We start from the raw sequence: 25,909 nt of genomic DNA, 5'->3' as shown, positions 1-25,909 counted from the left end.
AAGAAATTAAATGTTCCAGAAATTCATAAAAAGACCCGTACTGGCTATTATCATGTCCGTGGTCATTGTCTTTATGGGCCTTCTGGCCATAGAGACGCTTCCTATATCACAGTTTCCGTCTATCGCGCCACCTGTGGTTGTAGTAAATATCGCTTATCCCGGGGCCAGTGCCAATGTACTGGTAGAGTCTGTATTGATCCCGATGGAGAAAGCCATTAACGGTGCACCGGGTATGAAATACCTGACCTCAGATGCCACCAGTGCCGGTGAGGCAACTATCCAGGTTGTATTTGACCTGGGTACCGATCCTAACCAGGCGGTAGTAAATGTAAAGAACAGGATCGAACAGGTAACCAACCGTCTGCCGCCACTGGTACAGCGTGAGGGTCTGGTGATCAGCTATACCTCTCCCAACATGCTGATGTATGTGAATGTGTACAGTAAAGATCCCAAAGCCGATCAGAAGTTTCTCTACAACTTTGCCAATGTAAACCTCATCCCCGAGATCAGTCGTCTGAAAGGGGTAGGTAGTGCCAAGATCCTGGGTAGCCGTCAGTATGCCATGCGTATATGGCTGAAACCGGACCGTATGCGTGCTTATAATGTTTCTACCGAAGAGGTTATGGAATCACTGGCCCAGCAGAGTATCATCGGTTCGCCGGGACGTCTGGGGCAGGCCACCGGTAAGCGATCGCAGGCACTGGAGTATGTACTTACCTACAAAGGCCGGTACAATAAACCGGAAGAGTATGAAAATGTAATTATCCGTGCAAACCCCGATGGGGAGATCCTGCACCTGAAAGATGTGGCTGAAGTAGAGCTGGGTTCTGAATTCTACGATATCTACTCCAACATGGACGGACATCCTTCAGCAGCCATTACCCTGAAACAAACTTATGGTAGTAATGCGAGTGATGTAATCAAAGAAGTGAAAGCAAAACTGGATGAGATCAAAGAAAGTTCCTTCCCTCCGGGTATGGATTATGAGATCAGCTATGATGTATCGCACTTCCTCGATGCCTCTATCGAAAAGGTAATCCACACCCTGGTCGAGGCCTTTATACTGGTGGCGATTGTGGTATTCCTGTTCCTGGGCGACTGGCGCTCTACACTGATCCCGACGCTGGCGGTGCCGGTATCGCTCATTGGTGCCTTTATGTTTATGCAGTTGTTCGGACTCACGATTAACCTCATCACGCTGTTTGCCCTTGTACTGGCTATCGGTGTGGTGGTCGATGATGCGATCGTCGTCGTTGAGGCAGTGCATGCCAAGATGGAAGAGGAGCACCTCTCCCCATTCAAAGCGGTTAAGAAAGTAATCGGAGAGATCAGCGGTGCCGTAATTGCGATCACCTTACTGATGACAGCAGTATTCATTCCGGTAGCCTTTATGTCCGGTCCGGTAGGTATCTTCTACAGACAGTTCTCCATCACGATGGCTTGCTCTATCGTGATCTCTGGCTTTGTGGCACTGACCCTCACACCGGTATTATGTGCTATGATTCTTAAAAACAATCATGGACAACCAAAACGAAAAACTCCGATAGATAAATTCCTGGATGCATTTAACCGTGGCTTTGAAAAGCTGACCGGAAAGTATACCGGTTTACTGAATAAAATTGTGAACCGCAGACTGGTTACATTCGGATTACTGATTGTATTCAGCCTGGGTATTTTAGGTGTTAATAAGGTATTGCCCACGGGTTTCATTCCGAATGAAGATCAGGGTATGATCTATGCGATCATTCAAACCCCTCCGGGTTCTACACTGGAACGGACCAATGATGTAGCGCGTGAATTGCAGGACCTGGCTAAGAAAGTAGAAGGCGTACAATCTGTGTCTGCACTGGCAGGATATGAGGTACTGACCGAGGGTCGTGGCTCCAATGCCGGTACCTGTATCATCAACCTTAAAGACTGGGCAGACCGTAAACATTCTGTAAAAGAGATCATTGAAGAACTGGAAGAAAAATCTCATGAGATACCGGGTGCAACGATAGAATTCTTCGGACCTCCGGCCGTACCGGGCTATGGTGCTGCAGGTGGTTTCTCTCTGCGTTTACTGGACAAGAGCAATACCGGCGACTACAAAGCCCTGGAGCAGATCAACAATCAATTTATGGCTGCGCTGGGCAAGCGTAAAGAGCTGACCGGTTTATTTACCTTCTTCAGTGCCAACTATCCTCAATACGAACTGCAGATCGACAACGAGGCTGCTATGCAGAAAGGGGTGTCGATCGAACGCGCGATGGATAACCTGTCTATCCTGATCGGTAGTACCTATGAACTGGGCTTTATCCGCTTCGGTACATTCTACAGGGTGTATGTACAGGCCGGACCGGAATACCGCCGCCTGCCGGAAGATGTGCTGAACTTATATGTAAAGAACAATCGTGATGAAATGGTGCCTTATTCTGCCTTTATGAAAATGGTAAAAACCCATGGTCTGAATGAGATTACCCGTTACAATATGTACCCATCCTCTGCGATCAGGGGCGAACCGGCAAAAGGGTATAGTAGTGGTGAGGCGATTCAGGCCATAGAAGAAGTGGCTGCCAAAACCCTGCCCCGCGGCTATGGCATTGACTGGGAAGGGCTGACCAAAGATGAGGTAGGCCGTGGTAATGAGGCACTGTACATTTTCCTGATCGTGCTGATCTTCGTATACATGGTACTGGCGGCACAATATGAAAGCTTCATTTTGCCTTTCTCAGTTGTGCTCTCTTTACCGGCCGGTATCTTCGGTTCATTTATGCTGCTGAAAGCAATGGGACTGGCCAATGATATTTATGCACAGGTCGGATTAGTAATGCTCGTGGGTCTGTTGGGTAAGAATGCCGTACTGATTGTAGAATTCGCTGTTCAGAAACAGCGTGAGGGAATGACGGTGCTGGATGCGGCTATCGAAGGAGCGAAAGTGCGTTTCCGTCCTATCCTCATGACTTCATTTGCTTTTATCGCCGGTCTTATTCCGCTGGTATTTGCACATGGTCCTGGTGCCCTGGGTAACCGTACCATCGGTACCGCAGCAGCAGGTGGTATGTTGTTTGGTACCATCTTCGGGGTGATTATCGTACCAGGGCTTTATTTCGTATTCGGCACCATTGCTTCTAAACGCAAGCTGATACGGGATGAGGATGAAAACCCGCTGACAGAGGATTTTGTACAATCGAAAAAGAAAAAGAAAAAACTGCTGCTCAAACTGTTTAAAAGCAGAACGGACAATTCTATAACGGATAAAAATGATCAACATGACTAAACAGCGCATATATACATGGGCAGCGCTTGCGGGAATAGCAGTGGTATACAGTTCCTGCTCTATTCCTGCTATCGTATCCCGCCAGGAAAACAAAGCAGTACCGGAGGCCTATACAGCAGGTAGTACAGATAGTACGAATACGGCCGGCATCAACTGGAGAGATTACTTTGCCGATCCTTACCTGGCTGCACTGATCGACACTGCGCTGGATCGTAACCAGGAACTGAATATTACCTTACAGGAGATTGAGATCGCCCGTAACGAGGTACGCATCCGTAAAGGCGAATACCTGCCATCGGTAGGTGTCGGTGCCGGTATGGGAGTAGATAAGGTGGCACGATATACCAATATCGGCGCCAGCGAGGCTACTACAGACATCAAGCCTGGCAAGGCTATGCCCGAACCTTTGGGCGATTTTAAAATTGCAGCATATGCAACCTGGGAGGTGGATATATGGCATAAATTACGCAATGCGAAAAAGGCGGCTGCACAACGATACCTTTCTACTATAGAAGGTAAGAATTTTGTAGTGACCAATCTCGTAGCGGAAATTGCTAATGCTTACTATGAATTACTGGCCCTGGACAACCAGTTATCCATCATTCAGCAGAATATCGATATCCAGAGCGATGCCCTGGAGATTGTAAAACTGCAGAAGGAGGCTACACGGGTTACCGAACTGGCGGTGCGTAAGTTTGAAGCCGAGGTAGCCAAGACGAAAAGCCTGCAGTACGGCATTCGCCAGCAGATCACCGAAACAGAGAACAGGATCAATTTTCTGCTGGGCCGCTATCCGCAACCGATTGTAAGAAACAAAGCTTCTTTCGGAACGACTATGCCACAAATGGTGCAGAGCGGTATCCCGTCACAGTTACTGGCCAACCGTCCGGACATCCGCCAGGCAGAGCTGCAGCTGTCTGCGGCTAAACTGGATGTAAAGGTTGCCCGTGCAGAGTTCTACCCTTCACTCGGCATCACCGCTTCGGTAGGGTATCAGGCCTTCAACCCGGCGTACCTGATCAAAAGTCCTGAATCTTTGCTGTATTCGCTGGCAGGAGATCTTGTAGCACCGCTTATTAATCGTAATGCTATTAAAGCGCATTATTATATGGCTAATGCCAGACAGGTACAAACAGTATATAACTACGAACGTACAGTACTGAATGCCTATCTCGAGGTAGTCAACCAGATGAGCAATATTCATAACCTGGAGCAGAGCTATGACCTGAAGAATAAGCAGGTAAAGGCTTTGACAGAGTCTATCGATATTTCCAACGAGCTCTTCAAATCTGCAAGAGCCGATTATATGGAGGTCTTAATGACACAGAGAGATGCGCTGGAGTCTAGATTTGAACTGATCGAAACCCGCAAGCAACAGATGAATGCACTGGTACATATTTACCAGGCATTAGGCGGCGGCTGGCGCTAGCCTTGCCCGCAACCGGTTTAAAAGTTCCGCATGTTATACATGCGGAACTTTTTTATATCAAACAGAAATGGAACATTACGCAACTTTCTTTTTATCGGACGAGGCCAATTTATACCTAACTTTGCAGTCCCTTCACGTGATACTTAAATAACTTCTTTATTCTTCGGCTATGCGTAAAAAGATTCTTTTATACCATTACACAAGGTTATTTACTGTCTCCCTGTTTATAGGTCTGGTATGTGCAATACTGGCAGAATCGCTCAAGCGGCTTACCGAGCATACAGAACATTTTATGTATAACCGGATTGAAGAGACAGAACCTTTGCTCCTGTTCGTTCTCCCATCTGTAGGCATTACCATCATTTATTTTCTCCGGAAATATCTATTCAAAAACAGGAAGAATAAAGGTATTACGGAAATATACAAAACGCTGGATCAGCGCAAAGATCACCTGCCTCTATTTAAAATTCCCTCTCACTATATCAATGGTTTTCTTACGGTCATTTTTGGCGGATCAACCGGCATTGAAGTCTCTACTGTTGTAGCTACCGCTACGGTAGGTAATGCCGCTTATGAAAAAGGACATACTGCATTTGCCTATAAAAAAGAATTGGTCTGCGCGGGCGTAGCCGCTGGTGTGGCAGTGTTGTTTGGCAGCCCGTTAGCAGGTTGGTTATTTGCCGTTGAAGTGATCGCGAGAAAGGTGAGCAAGACAATCCTGATCAGCTGCACAGCTGCTGCGCTGGTAGCGGGTTTATGGGTGCATTTCTTCGATGCCGTACCTTTATTACCCTTTGCCGTAAATACCTGGAAGGTGACCTCCATTCCCTTTTACATTATCCTGGGCGCCCTAGGCGGATTGCTGGCGGTGTATACTACCATTTTAGTGATCAGGGTTAAAGAATTGTTTGCTTCAATACATAATAACTTTATCCGGGTAAACCTGGGTGCCCTTATGGTAGGCTCAATGATCTATAGTCTGCCCTATCTCTTCGGCGATAGCTATCACGGCTTGAAAGAGGTATTGAATACCGTAACAACAAGCAGCTTCGATCTTTCTTTCTTATGGATTATATTATTACTGGTGATCCTGAAGCCGGTTGCTGCTTCACTGACATTGGGTGCCGGTGGCGATGGTGGCGTGTTTGCTCCAAGCATTGTGGCAGGATCATTCCTGGGCATTTTATTTGCGATATGCTGTAATTACCTGCTGGGCACGCAGCTTGTGTTACTCAACTTTGCATTGGTAGGTGCAGCGGCTACACTTGCAGCGGCTATTCATGCACCACTTACTTCATTATTTCTGGTGTGCAGCCTGGTGCCTAACGGGTTTCATCTGTTTACACCTGTGCTGCTGGGCAGTTATGTGGGCAAAATATGTGCGGCAAAAATATTGCCCTATAACGTGTACACCTATCATCTTTCTGCTGCGAAAAATGAGGTGCCTGCGATTACAGGGCAATCGTAAATAATCTCAATCCAGGTTTATGCTTCGGCGTATGCGGCTTCGAGGTCGGCAATAACGATCTTTCTCATCTTCATCATGGCCTGCATTACCCTTCCCGCTTTTTCGCGATCCGGATCGGCCATCAGTTCCATCAGGCGTGCCGGTGTGATCTGCCAGCTGATGCCATAGCGATCTTTCAGCCAGCCGCACATACTTTCTTCTCCTTCGCTGGTAAAGGTATTCCAGTAGTAGTCTGTCTCTTCCTGGTCCTTTGTGGTCACCACTATAGATATACCTTCGTCGAACTGTACACCATGATCCATAGAGCTGTCCATACCCATCAGCATATAATTATTGATATAAAACTGTGCATGGGCCACATTGCCCGGAGTATCGTCTCCACCCTCCTCATATTTCATGACACCGTCAATTTTTGAGTCAGGAAAAACGCGTGTGTAATATTCCATTGCCTCCATACACTTACCATTATTGACCCCGGTAAACATCAGTGTAGGTACGAATTTCTGTGGCGCCCCGGTACCCAGGTATAATTGCCAGGATACTCCGAACTGATCTTCCAGCCAGCCATACTTTTCAGACCAGGGATAGGCAGCCAGTTCCATCATGATCTTACCATCCTTTGAGAGTCTTTCCCAATAGCGGTCCAGCTCTTCGGCGGTTTCACACATCACCATAAAAGAGATGCTGAAATTGGGTTTGAAGTTCGGGCCTGCATCCAGTAACATAAAGTTACAGTCCGCAGCTTGCCAGGTCACCACCATGCCACTGTCATGGGTCACTTTAGCCCCGTCAAACGTTTCAGCATAGTATTTTCCTGCTTCACTTCCTCTGCCATTAAACCAGATGCAGGGATAAATATTTTTGTTCATAGTATTGTATTATAAAAGTGAGGTAATAATATAAAATAAGCTCTAGAAACTTTGCAGATCGGCCGTAGGTCCGTAACTCTTTGGCAATTCAATATCATTGAGGCGATAGTATACACCCAGCTGGGCGCGATGGTGGGTCACCTGGTTCAGCGAGTGTCTTATGGCATCATATTTATTCCAGCTGGCCAGTACATTATCACCATACTTTAAAGCCCAGTCCGGGTTCAGGTCTTCTTCAGATGCCTTATTCAGTGCCGCGATACTTTTATCATAGTGCTCCTGCATTTTGGTCAACAGTTCATCAGGGGTAGATAAGATCTGTGGTCGGTCTCCGGCACCGATATCCAGGTCATTTGTTTCCAGCATGACACCAGGCCAGGAAAAGATCTCCGCTATATGTGTAGCAAGGTGTCCGAGCTTCATACTTTTCTCGTGTGGTGCATAATCGTTTTTCCCTTCTGGGTATATGCGGAAGAAATTTTGTGTAGTGCGGTATTCATGTTCCAGTTCATTCCGCAATTGTTGCAGTGTGTCCATAAGTATGCAATTTAGAGGTTAAAGAGAGCATACAAGTTACACTTTTATATATATCTGTGCTTCAGGCGAGGAAGAATTTCATGTTAAAATCATAGTAGCAATAAATAAAAGGTAAAGCAAATTCACCTTCAATTACTTATGCAAAAAATACATATGTTAACATTTTGGCAAAGATATTATCACTACAATTCTCATTGTCGATAACTATTTTCGGTTCATTATGAAGAAAAGAAGTTCACTAATTTTCGCCCTTTTACTCACTACGATTGCATCTGCAAGCACCATTACCGGGCATTTAAAACAGGCTTCGGAATGGGCAAATACGGTTTATCTTTCAGAGATTACAGACTATAAATTTATACTTTCCGGGAGTAGTGATTGCCTCGTGGATTCCCAACAACTCGATCAAAAAGGGATATTCAGGTTTGATCATCTGAGGGCTAATACCCTGTATCGATTATCTACCCGGTATCTGTCAAATGACATACCCGGGATTATTGAAGATGGCGAACGGGACAATTATGCATTTGTGATTACCGGAGATCAGGGAAATGCTGTACATATTGAGGCCGATATGTCCCGACTGTGGCTCAGCTACACGATGCTATCCTCGACAGCCGAACTAGCTACCGTCAATAATAAGGTATTATACCTGCGCGACCTGCGTAAACCCATCTATGCAAAAATGCAAAGCCTGGATCCAACACCACTGCAAACATTGAAGGACCCGGTTAAGATCGCAGCATACCAGCTTAGTCTGGTCAGGGAAGCAAAAGCAGTGACAGAAAGCAACAATAAATTGTTACTGCCTTTTCTTCTGAAAGAAACCAACCCCAACCTGCTCGCACTTGCTGCTGGTTTGTACCAGGTAGAGCTGGCTAATAATAAGGATAACGATCTTATCAACGCACATCTGGATAATGTTGAAAAAAGCACCTCATCAAATTTGCTCCATACAGTGCTAATCGTGTTGCAAAAAAGCCGCAAAGTCATCAAACCTGATTTCTTGTTTGATCGATCCTATATATTGATGGAGGGCAAAAATTTCAATTTCCTGAGTCCGCGTATTCCCTCAAAATTCATTCTTCTGGATTTTTGGGCATCCTGGTGCAGCCCTTGCAGAAAAAGTATAAAAACTGACCTTCCCTACCTGAGTAAAAAATATACACAGGAACAGTTACAGATTATAGGTGTAGTCGTGAAAGACAAATTCCAGCCCGCAGAAAAAGCAGTCAAAGCGGATAAAAATAAATACCCGCAAATTTATGATCAGGACAAATACCTGGACCAATATTTTGAAATTGAGGGCATCCCCTATTATATACTGATCAATCAGGAAACGCAGGAAATCAAAGCCTTTCAAGGGCTTATCGATCTTGATGAGTATATAAGTAAGGAGCTTTAAAAAGGGGAATATTAGCACTCCAGATCAACTACGCAAACATATTGCGCAATTAATTTTTTTGCTGCACCAATAATTTTATCTTAGCGCAAATCCTTTTTATGGCGATTAATAAACTGGCCCTGATCCGCTACCGGACGATTGATAAATGCCTGCGCAACCGTTACCGTAAATGGACGCTGGAAGACCTGATCGAAAAGGTATCTGAGGCTCTGTACGATTATGAAGGAATCGAATCAGGCGTCAGTAAGCGCACCATTCAGGCCGATATACAACTGATGCGCAGTGATAAACTGGGCTATAATGCACCAATCATTGTACAGGACCGCAAATACTATGCATACGAGGATCCGAATTTCAGCATCAATCATACCAAAATAACCGATACTGACCTGGATAAGATGTCGGAGATTGTAAGTGTGTTGCGCCAGATGAATGGCTTTGATTATTTTGATGACATGACGGATATCATTGCCCGGTTGGAAAATTCATTGCGGAAGACGACTGACAAATCGGATAATTATATTCAGCTGGAAGGCAATGCACTGGTCAAGGGCATTCAGCATATCACCCCGCTCTATCAGGCCATCCGCAAGAAAGTGCCCTTGCTGATTAATTACCGCTCTTTCAAAGCAAAGGATGCCAGGGCTTCGGTCTACCACCCTTACCTGCTTAAAGAATACCGCAATCGCTGGTTCCTGATCTGCAAACCACAGAAAGGTGCTGCACTGATCACACTGGCACTGGACCGGATCATTGATTTTATGGAAATGAATCCGAAAGACTTTGTACCCTATACCGGTGTGGGTTTTGACCGCTATTTTGAAGATACCATCGGGGTCACCAAAGACATTAAAAGCCGGGCTCAGAAAGTAATACTCTGGGTTAATAAATACAATGTACCCTATGTACTCACCAAGCCGATACACCACTCTCAGCAGGTTATTAAAGAAGAGGAAGGCGGTACCATCATCCGACTGGATGTCACCCTCAACTTTGAACTGGAGCGGGAATTACTGGGCTTCGGAGAATGTATAAAAGTATTGGGTCCTAAAAAGCTACAGCAAACGATTGCCAAAAGACTGCAGCAGGCTGCCGGCAGCTATCTGTAAAACATCCCCCAAACAGTAAAAAAGAGGCTACATGATTATGTAGCCTCTTTTTTAATTACTGATGATCTTCAATCACCTTTCTGCTGTTCAGGTACAACATAGATACCAGGTACAACAGGCCCATGCTCATCAGGGCGGCAGAAACTTTCCAGAAGTCACTGTTGCGCAGCAGTCCCGGAACAATATTAATCACCAGTAACAGGGCCAGTACAGCCGCCATGGCCATACCGATCCATTTATATTCTTTATGTAATGCTTTCATCGCGCAATTATTTTTTTGCAAGGTACAAAGCCTGGGCTGAATAATACGGATATTAACATTTATGACATTAAAAAGTGATCTTTCTGAACGTCCAGTGCAGGGTATTAAAGATCAGCAATTGGTTGTGCAGTACCGGCAGACCGGCAAGCAATTTCAAGGCTTCTTGCGCCATCATTGTACCGATAATACCGGGTAGTGTACCCAATACGCCGTTCTCTCCGCAATTGGGCACCAGTTCTGCCGGTGGCGGCTCGGGAAAAAGCATTCTGAGATGTTTACCGCCATTATGGTTGAATACGGCCACCTGTCCTTCAAAACCCAGTATGCTGCCATATACCAATGGCTTATCCTCTGCGACACAGGTATCATTGACCAGGTAACGGGTACTAAAATTATCAGAGCCATCTACAACCAGGTCATAGCCCGATATAATATCCATTGCATTTCCAGTGCTGATCGCTTCTTCATGAATGTGATACTGTATCGTACCGTTAAGCTGCTGCAGACCTTCAAGCGCACTCTGCGCTTTGGATCGCCCTACTGAAGATTCGCGGTGCAGGATCTGGCGGTGCAGATTATGTATGGCTACTGTATCATGGTCTGCAATGCCCAGTGTACCGATGCCTGCTCCTGCAAGGTATAATAGTACCGGGCTACCAAGCCCACCGGCACCGATCACCAGCACTTTAGCTTCCTGCAACTTCAGTTGCCCGTTTATACCGATCTCCGGTACGATGATCTGGCGATGATAGCGCTGGTAGTTTTCTTTTGTGATTTTAAGATTCATCTGTATACATTATTAGGTAAATACCGGATCCCAGTCCTTCCATACAGGATCATAACCTGCTTGCTGTATCAAGGCTCTGATCTCGGATACCGGCCGCTCATCGCTGGTTTCAAACTGCATGAGGGATTGCGGATCTACCGTATATCCGCCGGGATTGGTTTTGGAACCGGCGCTCATGCTGGTTATACCCAGGCCAATGGCATGATTCCGGAAATGTTCCCGTTCTCTTGTGGAGAGTGAAAGTTCCAGATCGGGATTCCAGAGCCGATAGGCGCAGATAAGCTGCAACAGATCCTTATCTTCCATAATAAAATTAGGTTCAATGACACCCTCTGCTGGCCGCAGTCGTGGAAAGGAAACGGAGTATTTGCTCTGCCAGTACGTTCTTTGCAAGTAAGCAATATGCAGTGCGTTGAAGAAGCTGTCTGTACGCCAGTCTTCCAGCCCCAGCAGTACGCCCAGCCCCATTTTATGAATGCCCGCACGACCTATACGATCAGGTGTATCCAGCCGGTAATCAAAGTTTGACTTCTTCCCTTTGGGGTGATATTGCTTGTAGACCTCTCTGTGATAGGTCTCCTGGTACACGAGAATGGCCTGAACTCCGGCCTGATGCAGTAATCGATACCCCTCTTCCTCCAATGGCTGTACCTCCATAGAGATATGAGCAAACTGTGTTTTCAGCTGTTCAATAGCCTGCAGAAAATACAGCATTCCTACCGCTTTATTGGCCTCTCCTGTTACCAGCAACACATGTTCAAATCCCATTTCTTTCAGGGCATTTGCCTCTGCGTCCATTTCATGCGTACTCAGTGTTTTGCGCCGGATGCCATTATCCATACTGAAACCGCAATAGGTACAGATATTCTGACATTCATTACTCAGATACAGAGGTGCATACAACTGGATCGTCTTGCCGAAACGCTGCTGGGTAAGCCTCTGGCTCTGTACGGCCATCTGTTCCAGATAGGGTTTGGCAGCTGGTGATATGAGCGCCATAAAATCATCGATACTGCGGCGTTCCTGCTGCAATGCACGGATTACATCTGCCTCTGTTTTACGGTAAATCTGCTCCTGTACCTGATCCCACTCATAGCGGTCCATTACGGAACGAAAGTCTTTTGTATACATACATTAATCCAGAAAAGCGGTTAAGGGACTGGAAGCCGTGGCGACCTGAGCAACAGGTGCCAGTCTGGCTTCATAAGCATTACGACCCGCCTGTACGGCATCTTTAAATGCAGCAGCCATTCTTTCCGGATCGCCGGCTATAGCAATGGCTGTATTGACCAGCACTGCATCGGCCCCCAGTTCCATAGCTTTAGCGGCATCTGAAGGTGCACCTATTCCTGCATCGACAATTACCGGAACCTTACTTTGCTCGATAATAATCTCCAGGAAATCTATAGTCTTTAACCCTTTATTGCTCCCTATCGGTGAGCCTAAAGGCATGACCGCCGCTACACCAGCAGATTCCAGGTGTTTACACAAAACCGGATCGGCATGTATATACGGTAAAATGATAAAGCCCATTTTAGCCAGTGCTTCAGCTGCTTTCAATGTTTCTACCGGGTCGGGCAATAAGTATTTGGGATCGGGATGTATCTCCAGTTTAAGCCAGTTGGTCTGCAGGGCCTCTCTGGCCAGTTGTGCGGCCAGTATCGCTTCTTTAGCATTGCGTGCACCAGAGGTATTAGGCAGTAAATGGATATGATCATGCTGCAGATGCGATAAGATCGGGTCTTGCTTTTGCTGCAGGTCTACGCGTCTGAGTGCGACAGTAACCATTTCTGTTTCCGCAGCCAGTACAGCAGCTTCCATCTGTGTGGCCGAACCGAATTTTCCGGTGCCGAGAAACAACCGGGATTGAAATGCCTGTCCGGCAATATTTAATGTGGACATGTTGAATAATTTATAAGTTGCACAATTTCCGGCACGGCGGAATGGGTCAGTAAACCAGAGGCCGCAATGCCATATATACCTGTATTCATCAGTGCGGGAATATCTTCTTGCTCAATACCCCCTATCGCAAAAACCGGGACAGGATTATGTTCTATGCTGTTCCGTATATTACGGTAGCCTTCCAGCCCTAATACGGGACTGAGCTTTTCTTTGGTTGTGGTAAAGCGATATGGCCCCAGTCCTATATAATCACAGCCTTCTGCTATACGTTGCTGCACATCGGCCAGTGTATTGGCCGTGCCCCCGATAATCTTGCCGGGCCCAAGCATAAGCCTGGCCTCTGCTACCGGCATATCTTCAAGACCCAGGTGTACTCCATCCAGGTCCAGATCCAATGCCAGTTGTGTATGATCATTCAGGATAAATGTGTAAGCATACTCCTGTTTTAGTTTTATCACCCGTTGCGCAAGTGCCTTTAAATCTTTTATGGGCGCCCCTTTCCAGCGCAGCTGTATCCAGGTACAGCCCTCCTTCAATACCTTCACTATATTGCGGTACTGATCATTGGCCGTTGTCCCCTGGGAGACATATTGGAGTTTGGGATAATCGATCATGTTCATTTATTTAACGGATAAGCTAATAATTTCCGGAGGGCCTGCAAGGGATCGGAAGCATACCACAAACCTCCGCATACCGCAAAATCATCAAAGCCATTGTGATCAATGCTGGGTAAATTACCTGCATGAATGCCCCCAAGCGCCACCAGTGCAATGCCTTGTTGCACACGAAGCGAAACCTGATCCAGCAGAGGTTCCGGGCTTTTATAACCCAGCTTGGAAATGCTCTCCAGTACCGGACTTAAGAATGCATAAGCATAGCCTTCATCCAGGCTGTTGAAGGTGTCTATGTCATGTACCGAAGTGGAATAAGTATACTCCGGAAACAGATAAGTCTGTCCTGCTCCAGACCGCAGATACTCCGGCACATGCAATCGTTGAATGCCATACGCTTCTGCCAGCTCATGATGCTGATGCAATACCAGCCGGCTACGAAAATCTGCCGGTATCCCCTCCAGCCATCGCTGCATACCTTCCCGTTCTATACCGGGTTTGCGTACATGCAGCAACTCCAGGCCTTCCTGAAAAAAGGCACTGATCAGTCGCTCTTCTGAGGGCACATATAGCGGAAGCGTTACAGCGATCATAATATTGCAGGTTTATACGTATAAAGATTTACCGCTCTCAATGAATTTTTCAGACTGCTCTTTCAATCCTTTCTCTGCCGTATCTCTGATCTCCTGTGTAATCTTCATAGAACAGAACTTAGGCCCGCACATAGAGCAGAAGTGGGCCACTTTTGCAGCATCTGCCGGAAGGGTTTCATCATGGAACTCTCTTGCAGTGTCGGGATCAAGAGAGAGGTTGAACTGGTCCTGCCAGCGGAACTCAAAGCGGGCTTTACTTAAAGCATTATCCCTGTATTGCGCACCAGGATGGCCTTTCGCCAGGTCGGCAGCATGTGCAGCCAGCTTATAAGTAATTACTCCATCTTTTACATCTTTTTTATTGGGTAAGCCCAGGTGTTCTTTCGGCGTTACATAACAGAGCATGGCACAACCATACCAGCCAATCATAGCGGCACCTATGGCAGAGGTAATGTGATCATAACCCGGAGCAATGTCCGTAGTCAAGGGGCCCAGTGTATAAAAAGGCGCTTCATCACAGCACTCCAGCTGCTTGTCCATATTCTCTTTAATGAGGTTCATAGGCACATGGCCCGGCCCTTCGATCATTACCTGTACATCATGCTGCCAGGCGATCTTGGTTAGTTCTCCCAAAGTTTCCAGCTCTGCAAACTGTGCGGCATCATTGGCATCTGCAATCGCACCCGGACGTAAGCCATCTCCGAGCGAAAAGGCTACATCATATTCCTTCATAATTGCACAGATCTCTTCGAAGTGTGTATACAAGAAGTTTTCTTTATGATGAAACAGGCACCATTTGGCCATAATAGATCCCCCGCGGGAAACGATACCGGTTACACGATTTGCGGTCAGGTGTATGTACCGCAAGAGTACCCCGGCATGAATGGTAAAGTAAGACACTCCCTGCTCTGCCTGCTCTATAAGGGTATCCCGGAAGATTTCCCAGGTAAGGTCTTCAGCCACGCCTTTCACTTTTTCCAGTGCCTGGTAAATCGGCACCGTACCGATCGGCACCGGACTGTTGCGGATAATCCATTCACGGGTTTCATGAATATTCTTACCGGTCGACAGATCCATGATGGTATCAGCACCCCAACGGCAAGCCCATACTGCTTTTTCTACTTCTTCTTCAATACTGGAGGTCACTGCACTATTACCGATATTAGCATTGATCTTAACCAGGAAGTTGCGACCGATAATCATCGGTTCACTTTCCGGGTGATTGATATTGTTCGGGATAATGGCACGACCGGCGGCGATCTCATCCCGTACAAATTCCGGGGTAATTCTGTGCTTCGGGGTATTGGCACCGAAACTATTGCCGGGATGCTGGTGGTCCATACCTTTGGTCGCAGTAGCCAGCTGTTCTATACGCTGGTTTTCGCGTATCGCAACGTATTCCATTTCGGGAGTAATGATACCGTTCTTTGCATAGTACAATTGGGTTACAATCTTTCCTGCTTTTCCTTTTACCGGCTGGTGCTGGTAGGCAAATCTCAGCTCCTCCAGCTTAGGATCAGCCCAGCGCTTGCGACTGTATTCAGAACTCATCTCCGGCAGCAGGTCTACATCATTACGATCCAGTATCCATTGCTCGCGGATACGCGGTAAGCCTTTACGGATATCGATTACCGCCTGTTCATCTGTATACGGACCGGAGGTGTCATATACCGTAACCGGCGGATTATGCTCCAGACTGCCGTCACTGCGGCGGGTGTCATGCAGGGAGATTTCTCGCATGGCAACTTTAATGGGATGTAAGGTCCCGTCTACATAAATTTTCCTGGAGCCAGGAAAGGGAGTACGTGATATACTTTCAGATTGCTGCATGAACAATACATTTTGATATGTGAATGAAATTGGATAAAAAGTAGTATTACCCGCCCTGTGTTGCGGATATGATCAGGACACGATCGTTTGGTTGTATATATTGTATTGCCCAATGGGGTTTGGGCACGACAATATCATTAATGGCCACAGCAATACCTTGCTGATGCTGCATTTCACGATCCAGAAGGCTTTGTACAGACAGACTTTCGGTATCGGCTTGTATTAAAACATCATTTAAAGAAAATTCCATTCCCTGAAGATTTAAGTATATAAACAATACTTTAGGAATGGCTGCAATAATGCCATGAAGGCATACGAAGACATATCTTACTTTTCCCTACGCTAGTATGAACTAGATCAGGTTCAGAGGGTAAAATCTCAGCCTGCGATACCGCAGACACCCCTAAAGTGAAAGCCAAAGGTAGACATTTTTATGAAAACCAATCAGCAGTATCAATTTTATATCTTTGCGGTAATCGCAAATTCATTTCCGATATGATTATCAAATCCGCAACCACCGCAGATTACGACAGGCTGATGCACATTTGGGCATCGGCTGTAAAAGCCACGCATCATTTCCTTGCCGAAGAGGATTTTCTGTATTTCAAAAGCATTATTGCAGAACAGTTTTTCCCTCAGGTGCAGTTGTATGGCCTATGGGATAAGGATGGTGTGTTACAGGCTTTCCTGGGCACTGCTGATGATATGCTGGAGATGTTATTCGTGGAGGCTGGTGCACACGGACAAGGCTATGGTAAAACCTTATTGCAGTATGCCATTCATACCTTAGGCATTCGCAAGGTAGATGTGAATGAGCAGAATGAAGGGGCTACTGCATTTTACCTGAGCCAGGGCTTCGCCATACAGTCGAGATCTGAGCAAGACGGCATGGGTAAAGATTACCCTATACTGCATCTCAGCCTGGCCTGATTATACAGAATACCTTAACTTTAATCTAAAATAAAATCACCATGGATGTATTGATAGCAGGCAGTTCCGGGCTGGTGGGCAATGCCTTACTGACATTACTCGCCAATAGCGATCGTATCGGCACCATATATGCGCTGGTACGTCATATACCTCATCTGAAGTATGATAAAGTAAAATTTGTCCTGACCGATTTCGAGAGTTTATCTTCCGTATTAAAGGATATCCCTAAAGTTGATGTAATCTTCTCCTGCCTGGGTACCACAAAGGCCCTGACTCCTGACAAACATCAATACCATGCTATAGAAGTAACCTATCCGGTGCAGCTTGCCGAATGGGGTGTGCAGCAAGGGGTGCAACAGTTTCATTATATCAGTGCACTAGGAGCTAAAGCCAGCAGCAGCAACCATTACCAGCAGCTGAAAGGCAAAGCAGAGAAGGAACTGGATCAGCTAAGCATTTCTTCTGTGTATAAATACAGACCGGGATTATTGCTGGGTAAGCGCAAGGATAAAAGAACAGGAGAAGCTGTAGCTACTGTGATGATGAAGCTCCTGCAACCCATCTTAAAAGGGAAGTGGGCGCGATACCGTGCCATAAAAGTGGAAACGGTGGCCCGTGCCATGTATTACTTATGCCTGCATGCCAAACCGGAACATAAGATCATACATAATGAAATGATAGAAGCATACGGAAACCAAAACTAAATTCATGCCTGTACAACACCTTACTGCCGATGACTATATCCTGAGCGACTGGGGCGGTGGGCAGACCTGCCAGATGTTTATATACCCCGAGCATTGCCGTTATGCCGATCGTGATTTCATTTTCCGCATCAGCTCTGCCACTATACGCGAAAGCCCTTCTACCTTTACGGTACTGGAAGATTATGATCGTATACTGGTCAGCCTGGAACAGCCTATAGAACTGGCTTTCCAGGATGCATCTTTCCTGCTAAAACCATTTGTGCCTTTATCCTTTTCCGGGGCCGATTTTGTAAGCAGTACAGGTACTACCACTGATTTCAATGTCATGATGCGCAAGGGCACTGAAGCAAAATTGACCATACTGCACAATGAAGAACAGTACAAGATAGACCTGAACCCTGATTGCATACAGTTATGGTTTGTAGCCGAGGCTGAAAAGCCGGTAACCATCGGGGCAATGAAGCTGGCAGAAAAAGACAGTGCTGTACTTCATCACACGGAAAGCGTAACGATGCACAGCACTATTGATATTGTTGCGGACAAAACCGCGATTATCTTCCAGGTAGATATGTACCTGGACAATGATTAATTCAGTTTTACCACATCGGTTTTGATACCGATCACTTTACCTTTATCGGTCAGTTCATAAACCACCAGCATTTCCTTACCCAGGATTAAGCCGTTCGGATTAGCTCCTGTAGCGGAATTTTCAATCCATTTATCGTTCGATACTTTGTCTTTGCTGATCGTGCGATAACCTACTTTCATACCAGACTCTGCAGTACCTTGCCCATAAAGAATTACTGCATTTTTGGCATCACCGGCCAGGGTAGCTGTTTTGATCGTTTCATCTTTTAAAATGAGCATTTGCTTACCGTCCTGGTTTACCAGACGCACGCCAGGTTTACCTTCCACACCGGAATAATAAGTGATCAGGTTGGTTTTACCATATCGTAATGCAACCGGACCTGTATGCGGACAAGCATTTACGTTCCAGTTATCGGGAAATAAGGTTGCAGATGCAGACCAGGTAAGGCCATTGTCGGTTGATACCATTTTGGAAATATCGCGGATATTATCTGCATTCTCTCGGTAAAATACATTCAGGCGTCCTTGCTCATCGGTCAGCAGCCCAAGGTTACAGCAATCACACACAAACGGATCGATTACCCTTTCTTCACCAAAGGTACCATTGGTGCTGGTTACCAGGCGCAGATCACGCTCATGTGGTTTGTTCGGAATGTCTTTTAAATATACAACCGCCAGCTCATCATTAGCCATCAGTGTAGCATCATAAAAACCGCGAATCACCCCCGGTTGTGCATCCTGGTGTACCGATTTAGGTACAGTCCAGGTCTTGCCGCCATCTTTCGATTCGGTAACAAATACCTGCAGATCTTTTGCACGACCAGGCTTAGCTTCTCCGCTTTCACTCACCAGTTTGGCCTGCTGGTTGAAAGAGAACGTGGCCACCATATCACCATTCTTTTTGAACAACAGCCTTGGCCTGGCCAGTCGGCCGTTCCCGATACCAGGTGAGGAATAGATCAGTTGTTTGTCAGAGAATGTTTTGCCATTGTCTTTAGATGTTGCAAAATAATAATATACCATACCATCTGCATCTTTCTCTGTCCAGGACATAACCACTTCTTTGTTATTATTCTGGAAGAGTGCCGGCAGGGCATATACACGTCCTTCTTCTTTCAATACAGTAGACTGGGCAAAGCTCAACACAGATCCCGTAAGCATCAGCATGCTCAGGGCTAAGATATATCGTTTCATATTACAACAGATTTACAATTTAGCGTGCCGCAAATTTACGGTAACAATACCCCGGACGGTGTAATAATACTGTTATAAATAGGTGCGGCAGCCAACTTTCTCCCGATTTGAAACAAAATCTATTTTTTAAAACTCTGACCTTTATCTGTATCTTAGCGTTCGCAAATCACATACATTAAAAATAATATGAATAGATCTATAACTATACTGGGTGCCGGATTGGTCGGATCGGTATTGTCTGTACTATTACGTAAAAAAGGTTATGAAGTAACTATATATGAGCGCCGTCCGGACCTGCGTGTGTCGCAGATCGGTGCTGGTCGCTCGATCAACCTGGCTATGAGTACCCGCGGCTGGAAAGCCCTGGAACTGGCGGGTTTACGTGAAGAGATAGAATCGATTGCCATACCTATGACCGGTCGTTACCTGCATCAGGACGATGGTTCTGCTGCATTTCAGCCTTATGGCAAAAACGGAGAGGCCATCTATTCTGTAAGCCGCGGCGAACTGAATAAAAAACTGATGGACCTGGCCGAAGCCAATGGTGTAAAGATCTATTTCAACCAGATTTGCGATCATGTAGACCTGCAACATAAACAACTGCATCTTAAAGATGAGGCGGGCAATAAACATACGGTAGATTATGACCTGCTGTTTGGTGCTGACGGGGCATTCTCGGCTTTACGTAAAAGCATGACTGTGCTGGATCGTACCGATTACCAGCAATTCTATATCAACAGTGGTTATAAAGAGTTATGTATTCCGCCATCTGCAAATGGCGAGTTCTGTATGGAGCATAATGCACTGCATATCTGGCCGCGTCATAACTTTATGATGATTGGTCTGCCGAATACGGATAAAAGCTTTACCTGTACTTTATTCTTCCCGTTTGAGGGCACGCCTTCATTCGACAGCCTGCAAACAGATGCGGAGATCCGTGCGTTCTTTGAACAGCACTTCCCGGATGCGGTACCTATGATGCCGACCCTGATGGAAGATTATAAAAATAATCCTACTTCTTCCCTGGTAACGGTGAAGGTGGCGCCATGGGTGTACCAGTCTTCTGCCTGCCTGATCGGAGATGCAGCACATGCCATCGTTCCGTTCTACGGACAGGGTATGAATGCGGGCTTTGAAGATTGTTCGGTATTATTCGAATTACTGGAGCAGCATGGCGATAACTGGGATGCGATCTTACCGGCTTTCCAGCAATCACGCAAACCTAATGCGGATGCGGTGGCCGAACTGGCATTGAATAACTTTATCGAAATGCGTGATAAAGTTGCAGATCCTAAATTCCTGGAGCGTAAAAAGATCGAGAAAGACCTGGGTATCCGGTTTGCCGGCCGCTTCAATTCTGTATATGAAATGGTGAGCTTCAGTCATACGCCTTATGCTTTTGCCTTAAATGCTATGGCTGCTCAGGACTGGTTACTGGCCAAGATTATGGAGCAGGGCGATTACTTCCAGAATATAGAAAATGCTACTTTTGCAGCAGGACTGGAAGAGTGGGTAAAAGAATATGAGGGAAAAGTACACGCATAATCAATAAATATAAATACACAACAATAAATATGAAGCACGCATTTGTATTCCCGGGTCAGGGTGCACAATTCTCCGGTATGGGGAAGGCCTTGTATGAGCAAAATGAGCAGGCTAAAGCCCTTTTTGAACAAGCGAATGAGATCTTAGGATTCCGTATTTCCGATATCATGTTTTCCGGTTCTGAAGAGGAACTGAAACAAACCAAAGTAACGCAACCGGCAGTATTTTTACATTCTGTGATTGCCTTCCTGACCACACCGGACCTGAAACCGGATATGGTTGCAGGCCACTCCCTGGGCGAATTTTCTGCTCTTGTTGCCTGTGGTGCATTACAGTTTGAAGATGCGCTGAAGCTTGTTGCTAAACGTGCTGCAGCCATGCAGAAAGCCTGCGAATTACAACCATCTACAATGGCTGCCGTACTGGGTCTGGATGATGCTAAAGTGGAAGAAGTAGTAGGTAATATTATTGATGAAATTGTAGTACCTGCCAATTATAACTGCCCTGGTCAATTAGTGATCTCCGGTAGTATTGCAGGTATTGACAAAGCTTGCGAAGCACTGAAAGCGGCTGGTGCCAAAAGAGCGCTGGTACTGCAGGTAGGTGGTGCATTCCACTCTCCTTTAATGGAACCTGCAAGACTGGAATTACAGGAGGCGATTGAGTCAACTCAGTTCCAGACACCAAACTGCGCGATTTATCAGAATGTAGATGCACAACCCTATACCGATCCGGCTCAAATCAAAGAAAACCTGATCAACCAACTGACGGCTCCGGTGCGCTGGACGCAAACCGTACAGAATATGGTGGCAGATGGTGCTACACAGTTTACAGAAGTAGGTCCTGGTGCAGTTTTGCAGGGATTAGTGAAGAAGATACATAAAGAGGCGGCTACTGCCGGAATTAACTAATATTATCTTTCCATAAAAAGCCCCGGTGACTAATTGTCGCCGGGCTTTTTTATGGAACTTATTTTATTAGTTTAAAGTTGATTTAATCTCCATATCCAATATATACAAGCGGTAAGGAAGAGAAGAGCCAGCGTACTATATTTGAGATTACGTGCTTTATACCACTTCAAACAATATATGATTGATCCGATAATCAGAACAATAAGAATAGAAAAGTCAAATATCATATCCAAATAGTAAATTATTAAAGCTTTTGATTCCAATATTGTAAACTATTCTTGAATATAGAAAGAGAATACAGAATTCCATTTTTTTCTTGAGTTGTAAAACTTTGATTTTGTACATCTTCGATGAATAGATTCACATAATTCAATGCTATATCATAACTGGCGTTTTCTGGTTTTCTTATTCTTTCAAAAAATTCATTCATATAACTACATAAATATTTAGGCACGTTATTCCGAATCATGTAATCATATATTTCCCGGTTTGTTTTTTCACTTACGTCAAAATCAATCACCTCATTGTATTCAGCCAAACTAAATGCACTCTTTATTGAATCTGTCGGAATATTTAATTCTACAGACGCTGCATTACATAGATAATTATATGTTTTATCAGGGTCAATATCAAGTCTTCGATCATCAAATTTCACAACTAAAGAGTCTAGATATTTATTATGTAATTCTCCAACAAGGTTATATCCGAAATTAGCTGTTACAGAGATAGTTTGCAATTTAAATGGTTTATTTGTAGCTGAGCTTAGCTGTCGAGAAGCATTGAAGTTGATAATATTGCCATTACTTGTAGGGGATGGCTTGAAATCCTTATGTTCACGTACATACTTGTATATAGAGCCACATACCCCACCCAACATTCCGACTGCGGCTCCATACCCTAAACCAACTATCTTACTTGCTACTTTAAATACTGTCCAAGCGGATGCTCCATCTGCTATTGCATAATCTATCATAGTTTCCCATTTCCCTAGAGGTATAGGGTTTTTATTTGTATTTTTTGAAATGTTAGTATCATATTCAATAATACTCTTGGACAAAATATATGTTTTCTCTCCATTTTCGGTGATACTAGGATTATCTCTCTTACAACTTGTAAACGTTGTAGATATAAATAAAGATCCCATAACAATAATTATAACTGCTTTTTTCATGTAGCTTCTATATTTTAAAATTTATTTGTACTTCAAAAGTAGCAACCAAATAAAAAAAAGTGCAACCAGACGTGCTAACTTAAGTACGGTTTTTATGGTTTGCCTTAGCATAATAAGCTTCACTCCCCATACTTTTGTTATGTAAAAAGCGGAGACCAATAAATTGATCTCCGCTTTCTTTAGAATATAATGATTATGCATTCAGTCTCGGTCTCCACGGAATCTCTTTCCCTCCTTGTTTGTGCACAATATAGCGTGCCAGTACAAACAGGAAGTCGGACAGGCGATTGAGGTACTTTAGCACATCTTCTGCTACGAATTCATTAGTGTTCTGCATGTGCACACATATGCGCTCTGCCCTGCGGCATACACAACGGGCTATATGAAAGGTGCTGGCGGCAATACTGCCACCCGGCAATATAAATGATTTCATCTGCGGCAGTTCATCATCCATCTCATCAATGCGTTGTTCCAGCCAGCTGATGTCTTCTGCATGCAGATCGGGTAATTTTTGTTTGGGTGCTTTTTCCGGATCGGTAGCCAGACTGGCTCCTACAGTGAATAAACGGTCTTGTATCTCCAGTATCCATTCATTGATCTGCTCATCGTCTAACTGGTCTGTACCCAGTCCCAGATAGGAGTTCAGCTCGTCTACAGTTCCGTATGCTTCTATCCTGATGCTGTCTTTGCCTACTCGTGTACCACCGATAAGACCAGTAGTCCCTTTATCGCCGGTTTTGGTATATACTCTGAATGCCATGTTTTCTAATTTAGAATTTCAAATTTATGAATAAATTTGTGCTTGTATCCTAAAGACTTTTTATGCTCAGTTTCCCGAATGCCAAGATCAACATAGGCCTGTTTGTTACCGAAAAACGACCTGACGGATACCATAACCTGGAGACGGTTTTCTATCCTGTTCCGATCAATGATGTGCTGGAAATCTTGCCTGCCGATGAAATGGAGATGAAGATACACGGACTGGATATAGCCGGTGAGCAGCATAATAACCTGGTATGGAAGGCCTGGACATTATTGCAGCAGGACTACCCCAAACAGATAAGCCCGGTAAGCATACACCTGCTGAAACATATACCAATGGGGGCCGGCATGGGTGGCGGATCTGCCGACGGGGCTTTTATGCTGTGCCTGTTAAATGATTTTTTTGGGCTTGGACTGAATGCTATTACACTTAAGGAGTATGCACTGCGAATGGGTAGTGATTGCCCTTTCTTCATTGACAATAAACCGAGCTTTGCCTCGGGCAGGGGAGAAGTATTAAGCCCAATATCATTAGACCTGAGCCAATACAGCCTGCAGGTGATCTGCCCCGAGTTGCACATCAGTACTGCTACTGCTTTCGGACAGCTGGTGCCGAAACCGGCATCATTCGATCTGCGCACATTGTCTGCACTTCCTGTCAATGAATGGCATAAACAGGTACATAATGATTTTGAACCGGCGATATTTTCGGTACATCCATTACTGGAGCAGATCAAAGCGCACCTTTACAGCGCTGGTGCTGTTTATGCATCAATGAGTGGTACGGGATCTACAATCTATGGTTTTTTTGAAAAAGGCATTCAGGCTGACATGTCTTATTTTACGGGCCTGCGTCATTATTATTTCAGATAGGAAAGTTCTGGATGATATATTCCTGTATACCTACCCGGTTTACCGGTAGTATTCCTCTTAATGCATTACACACCCATACTGCTTTCGCGGTCTGTAATATTTCGGGATAGAGTACCGCTTCACGGACATAGTCCTTTTCCAGCAGATAGCCTCTCATTACTCCGGCTATACAACCTTCTCTTTCGGCGGGGGTAAACAATACATCAGTATCAGGGTCCTGCCAGATAATATTGTAAATGGCGGTTTCTACCCAATGCCCTTTTTCATTAGGAATAAGTACATCGTCACAGTGCTGCTGCACTGCCTGTGCCTGTGCCTGCATATAAATACCCCTATCCGTCGTTTTCAGTCCTGTAGCAAGGGCACTACTTATGACCAGATCTGTTGCGATACCCAGTTGTACGACCCGGTCTGTTTCCCGGGTAAAGGGTGATAATGTAATTTCAGCACCGGCCTGGCTCAGCTCCAGCCGCACTTTCTGCGGCATATTGGTACCCTGTTGTATCCGGTGCATGATCAGCTCACGGATCATGTCTTCGTCTGCATCGAGGCCATAATGTATGATACCTTTTTGCAGGCGGCGCAGATGATAAGGCCACAAGACGATAGTATGTCCATCCCAGTACATGGTTTCTACTAATGCCGGAATCTGTTTCATACACTCTAAATTAAATAATTTACCAGGTTTATTATCTTTGTTCTTTTAAATTCAAAATAATTTAGCATTATGTCTGAAAAAATATCGACCGACAAAGCGCCTAAACCGGTAGGTCTGTACCCTCATGCCCGTAAAGTAGGCAACCTGTTGTTCCTCTCCGGCATCGGTCCGCGTACGACTACTGACGAAATTCCCGGATTGAAGCTGGACAAAAACGGCAACTTCCTGGAATTTGATTTTGAAGCGCAATGCCGTAGCGTATTTGAGAACATTAAGGTAGTGCTGGAAGAGAGTGGCAGCAGCTGGGACAAACTGGTAGATGTTACTGTATTCCTGGTGAATATGAAGCGTGATTTTGCTACTTATAACCGTATTTATGCGGAGTATTTTAAAGACAATCAGCCTTGCCGTACCACAGTAGAGATCAACTCTCTGCCTACCCCGATCGCGATTGAGCTGAAGTGTATTGCCACGATTTAATTAACATTATTGCATAAAAAGAGGAAGGCTGT

Annotated in this window: 26 protein-coding genes and 1 riboswitch; of the genes, 12 read left to right on the top strand and 14 right to left on the bottom strand. The window is 45.3% G+C overall.

Annotated elements, in window-relative coordinates; all coding sequences use genetic code 11:
* The first annotated feature begins 10 nt into the window (after window positions 1-10).
* The 3 genes from EMP01_RS05315 to EMP01_RS05305 all read left to right on the top strand — a co-directional run bounded on the left by EMP01_RS05315 (window position 11) and on the right by EMP01_RS05305 (window position 6,156).
* Entirely contained in the window at window positions 11-3,259 is a 3,249-nt protein-coding gene (locus EMP01_RS05315; protein WP_129020431.1) for an efflux RND transporter permease subunit, read from the top strand.
* Entirely contained in the window at window positions 3,252-4,688 is a 1,437-nt protein-coding gene (locus tag EMP01_RS05310; RefSeq protein ID WP_129020430.1) for a TolC family protein, read from the top strand. The genes EMP01_RS05315 and EMP01_RS05310 overlap by 8 nt, the downstream gene beginning before the upstream one ends.
* 169 nt (window positions 4,689-4,857) lie before the next feature.
* Window positions 4,858-6,156, top strand: a complete 1,299-nt coding sequence (locus EMP01_RS05305) for a chloride channel protein (RefSeq protein WP_129020429.1) — start codon at window positions 4,858-4,860, stop codon at window positions 6,154-6,156.
* A 17-nt stretch (window positions 6,157-6,173) separates the two neighbouring features.
* Here the strand turns inward: EMP01_RS05305 and EMP01_RS05300 are convergent, their stop codons facing one another.
* Both EMP01_RS05300 and EMP01_RS05295 read right to left on the bottom strand, forming a co-directional pair.
* Window positions 6,174-7,025, bottom strand: coding sequence for a VOC family protein (locus tag EMP01_RS05300; protein ID WP_129020428.1), 852 nt, complete (start codon window positions 7,023-7,025; stop codon window positions 6,174-6,176).
* A 42-nt stretch (window positions 7,026-7,067) separates the two neighbouring features.
* The gene (locus tag EMP01_RS05295; RefSeq protein ID WP_129020427.1) at window positions 7,068-7,562 is read right to left on the bottom strand and encodes a DinB family protein; all 495 of its coding nucleotides are present in this window, start codon (window positions 7,560-7,562) and stop codon (window positions 7,068-7,070) included.
* A 220-nt stretch (window positions 7,563-7,782) separates the two neighbouring features.
* Between EMP01_RS05295 and EMP01_RS05290 the strand changes: the two genes are divergently transcribed.
* Both EMP01_RS05290 and EMP01_RS05285 read left to right on the top strand, forming a co-directional pair.
* Window positions 7,783-8,967, top strand: coding sequence for a TlpA disulfide reductase family protein (locus EMP01_RS05290; RefSeq protein WP_129020426.1), 1,185 nt, complete (start codon window positions 7,783-7,785; stop codon window positions 8,965-8,967).
* Window positions 8,968-9,065: 98 nt separating this feature from the next.
* Window positions 9,066-10,076 (top strand): helix-turn-helix transcriptional regulator, encoded by a 1,011-nt coding sequence (locus EMP01_RS05285; protein WP_129020425.1) that lies wholly within the window; start codon window positions 9,066-9,068, stop codon window positions 10,074-10,076.
* Between the two features lie 55 nt (window positions 10,077-10,131).
* On the opposite strand, the gene EMP01_RS05280 is transcribed toward EMP01_RS05285, so the two are convergent.
* From EMP01_RS05280 to thiS, 8 genes are all read right to left on the bottom strand, one after another.
* The gene (locus EMP01_RS05280; protein WP_129020424.1) at window positions 10,132-10,338 is read right to left on the bottom strand and encodes a hypothetical protein; all 207 of its coding nucleotides are present in this window, start codon (window positions 10,336-10,338) and stop codon (window positions 10,132-10,134) included.
* Window positions 10,339-10,405: 67 nt separating this feature from the next.
* On the bottom strand, window positions 10,406-11,125 hold the full coding sequence (locus EMP01_RS05275) for a HesA/MoeB/ThiF family protein (RefSeq protein WP_129020423.1): 720 nt from the start codon (window positions 11,123-11,125) through the stop codon (window positions 10,406-10,408).
* Between the two features lie 12 nt (window positions 11,126-11,137).
* Window positions 11,138-12,256 carry a 2-iminoacetate synthase ThiH gene (gene thiH / locus EMP01_RS05270; protein ID WP_129020422.1) on the bottom strand — a complete coding sequence of 373 codons (1,119 nt, stop codon included), beginning with the start codon at window positions 12,254-12,256 and terminating at the stop codon, window positions 11,138-11,140.
* Window positions 12,257-12,259: 3 nt separating this feature from the next.
* Window positions 12,260-13,027 (bottom strand): thiazole synthase, encoded by a 768-nt coding sequence (locus EMP01_RS05265; protein WP_129020421.1) that lies wholly within the window; start codon window positions 13,025-13,027, stop codon window positions 12,260-12,262.
* Complete coding sequence (thiE, locus tag EMP01_RS05260) at window positions 13,015-13,641, bottom strand: thiamine phosphate synthase (protein ID WP_129020420.1); 627 nt, start codon at window positions 13,639-13,641, stop codon at window positions 13,015-13,017. Before thiE ends, EMP01_RS05265 begins: the two co-directional genes overlap by 13 nt.
* Before the next feature lie 2 nt (window positions 13,642-13,643).
* Window positions 13,644-14,231, bottom strand: a complete 588-nt coding sequence (locus EMP01_RS05255; RefSeq protein ID WP_129020419.1) for a thiamine phosphate synthase — start codon at window positions 14,229-14,231, stop codon at window positions 13,644-13,646.
* A 12-nt stretch (window positions 14,232-14,243) separates the two neighbouring features.
* Entirely contained in the window at window positions 14,244-16,061 is a 1,818-nt protein-coding gene (gene thiC, locus EMP01_RS05250; protein WP_129020418.1) for a phosphomethylpyrimidine synthase ThiC, read from the bottom strand.
* A 46-nt stretch (window positions 16,062-16,107) separates the two neighbouring features.
* Window positions 16,108-16,311 carry a sulfur carrier protein ThiS gene (gene thiS, locus EMP01_RS05245; RefSeq protein WP_129020417.1) on the bottom strand — a complete coding sequence of 68 codons (204 nt, stop codon included), beginning with the start codon at window positions 16,309-16,311 and terminating at the stop codon, window positions 16,108-16,110.
* Between the two features lie 67 nt (window positions 16,312-16,378).
* Window positions 16,379-16,476, bottom strand: a riboswitch (TPP riboswitch).
* Window positions 16,477-16,556: 80 nt separating this feature from the next.
* Here thiS and EMP01_RS05240 point away from each other — a divergent pair.
* Genes EMP01_RS05240 through EMP01_RS05230 form a run of 3 tightly spaced genes read left to right on the top strand, consistent with a single transcriptional unit; the run spans window position 16,557 to window position 18,284 of the window.
* Complete coding sequence (locus EMP01_RS05240) at window positions 16,557-16,991, top strand: GNAT family N-acetyltransferase (protein WP_129020416.1); 435 nt, start codon at window positions 16,557-16,559, stop codon at window positions 16,989-16,991.
* A 41-nt stretch (window positions 16,992-17,032) separates the two neighbouring features.
* Complete coding sequence (locus tag EMP01_RS05235; RefSeq protein WP_129020415.1) at window positions 17,033-17,695, top strand: NAD-dependent epimerase/dehydratase family protein; 663 nt, start codon at window positions 17,033-17,035, stop codon at window positions 17,693-17,695.
* Window positions 17,696-17,699: 4 nt separating this feature from the next.
* Window positions 17,700-18,284: a HutD/Ves family protein gene (locus EMP01_RS05230; RefSeq protein WP_129020414.1), complete on the top strand. Its 585-nt coding sequence runs from the start codon at window positions 17,700-17,702 to the stop codon at window positions 18,282-18,284.
* Here EMP01_RS05230 and EMP01_RS05225 read toward each other — a convergent pair.
* Window positions 18,281-19,477, bottom strand: coding sequence for a sialidase family protein (locus tag EMP01_RS05225; protein ID WP_129020413.1), 1,197 nt, complete (start codon window positions 19,475-19,477; stop codon window positions 18,281-18,283). The two genes, EMP01_RS05230 and EMP01_RS05225, sit on opposite strands and share 4 nt — an antisense overlap.
* A gap of 186 nt (window positions 19,478-19,663) precedes the next feature.
* Between EMP01_RS05225 and EMP01_RS05220 the strand changes: the two genes are divergently transcribed.
* Entirely contained in the window at window positions 19,664-21,022 is a 1,359-nt protein-coding gene (locus tag EMP01_RS05220; RefSeq protein ID WP_129020412.1) for an FAD-dependent oxidoreductase, read from the top strand.
* Between the two features lie 29 nt (window positions 21,023-21,051).
* A complete protein-coding gene (fabD, locus tag EMP01_RS05215; RefSeq protein WP_129020411.1) occupies window positions 21,052-21,933 on the top strand; it encodes an ACP S-malonyltransferase in 882 nt (293 codons plus the stop codon).
* A gap of 244 nt (window positions 21,934-22,177) precedes the next feature.
* Here fabD and EMP01_RS05210 read toward each other — a convergent pair whose 3' ends face one another.
* Both EMP01_RS05210 and EMP01_RS05205 read right to left on the bottom strand, forming a co-directional pair.
* Window positions 22,178-23,104, bottom strand: coding sequence for a hypothetical protein (locus EMP01_RS05210; protein WP_129020410.1), 927 nt, complete (start codon window positions 23,102-23,104; stop codon window positions 22,178-22,180).
* A 193-nt stretch (window positions 23,105-23,297) separates the two neighbouring features.
* Window positions 23,298-23,864, bottom strand: coding sequence for a cob(I)yrinic acid a,c-diamide adenosyltransferase (locus EMP01_RS05205; RefSeq protein WP_129020409.1), 567 nt, complete (start codon window positions 23,862-23,864; stop codon window positions 23,298-23,300).
* 62 nt (window positions 23,865-23,926) lie between these two features.
* On the opposite strand from EMP01_RS05205, the gene ispE reads away from it, so the two are divergent.
* Window positions 23,927-24,739, top strand: coding sequence for a 4-(cytidine 5'-diphospho)-2-C-methyl-D-erythritol kinase (gene ispE, locus EMP01_RS05200; RefSeq protein WP_129020408.1), 813 nt, complete (start codon window positions 23,927-23,929; stop codon window positions 24,737-24,739).
* Here ispE and EMP01_RS05195 read toward each other — a convergent pair.
* Window positions 24,732-25,397 carry an aminotransferase class IV gene (locus EMP01_RS05195; RefSeq protein WP_129020407.1) on the bottom strand — a complete coding sequence of 222 codons (666 nt, stop codon included), beginning with the start codon at window positions 25,395-25,397 and terminating at the stop codon, window positions 24,732-24,734. The genes ispE and EMP01_RS05195 overlap by 8 nt on opposite strands.
* Window positions 25,398-25,466: 69 nt before the next feature.
* Between EMP01_RS05195 and EMP01_RS05190 the strand changes: the two genes are divergently transcribed.
* Window positions 25,467-25,877 (top strand): RidA family protein, encoded by a 411-nt coding sequence (locus EMP01_RS05190; RefSeq protein ID WP_129020406.1) that lies wholly within the window; start codon window positions 25,467-25,469, stop codon window positions 25,875-25,877.
* Window positions 25,878-25,909: the final 32 nt, after the last annotated feature.

Origin of the sequence: Edaphocola flava (assembly GCF_004118155.1) — a bacterium.
Taxonomy (GTDB): domain Bacteria; phylum Bacteroidota; class Bacteroidia; order Chitinophagales; family Chitinophagaceae; genus Edaphocola; species Edaphocola flava.
This window is presented reverse-complemented; position numbering and strand designations above follow the sequence as displayed.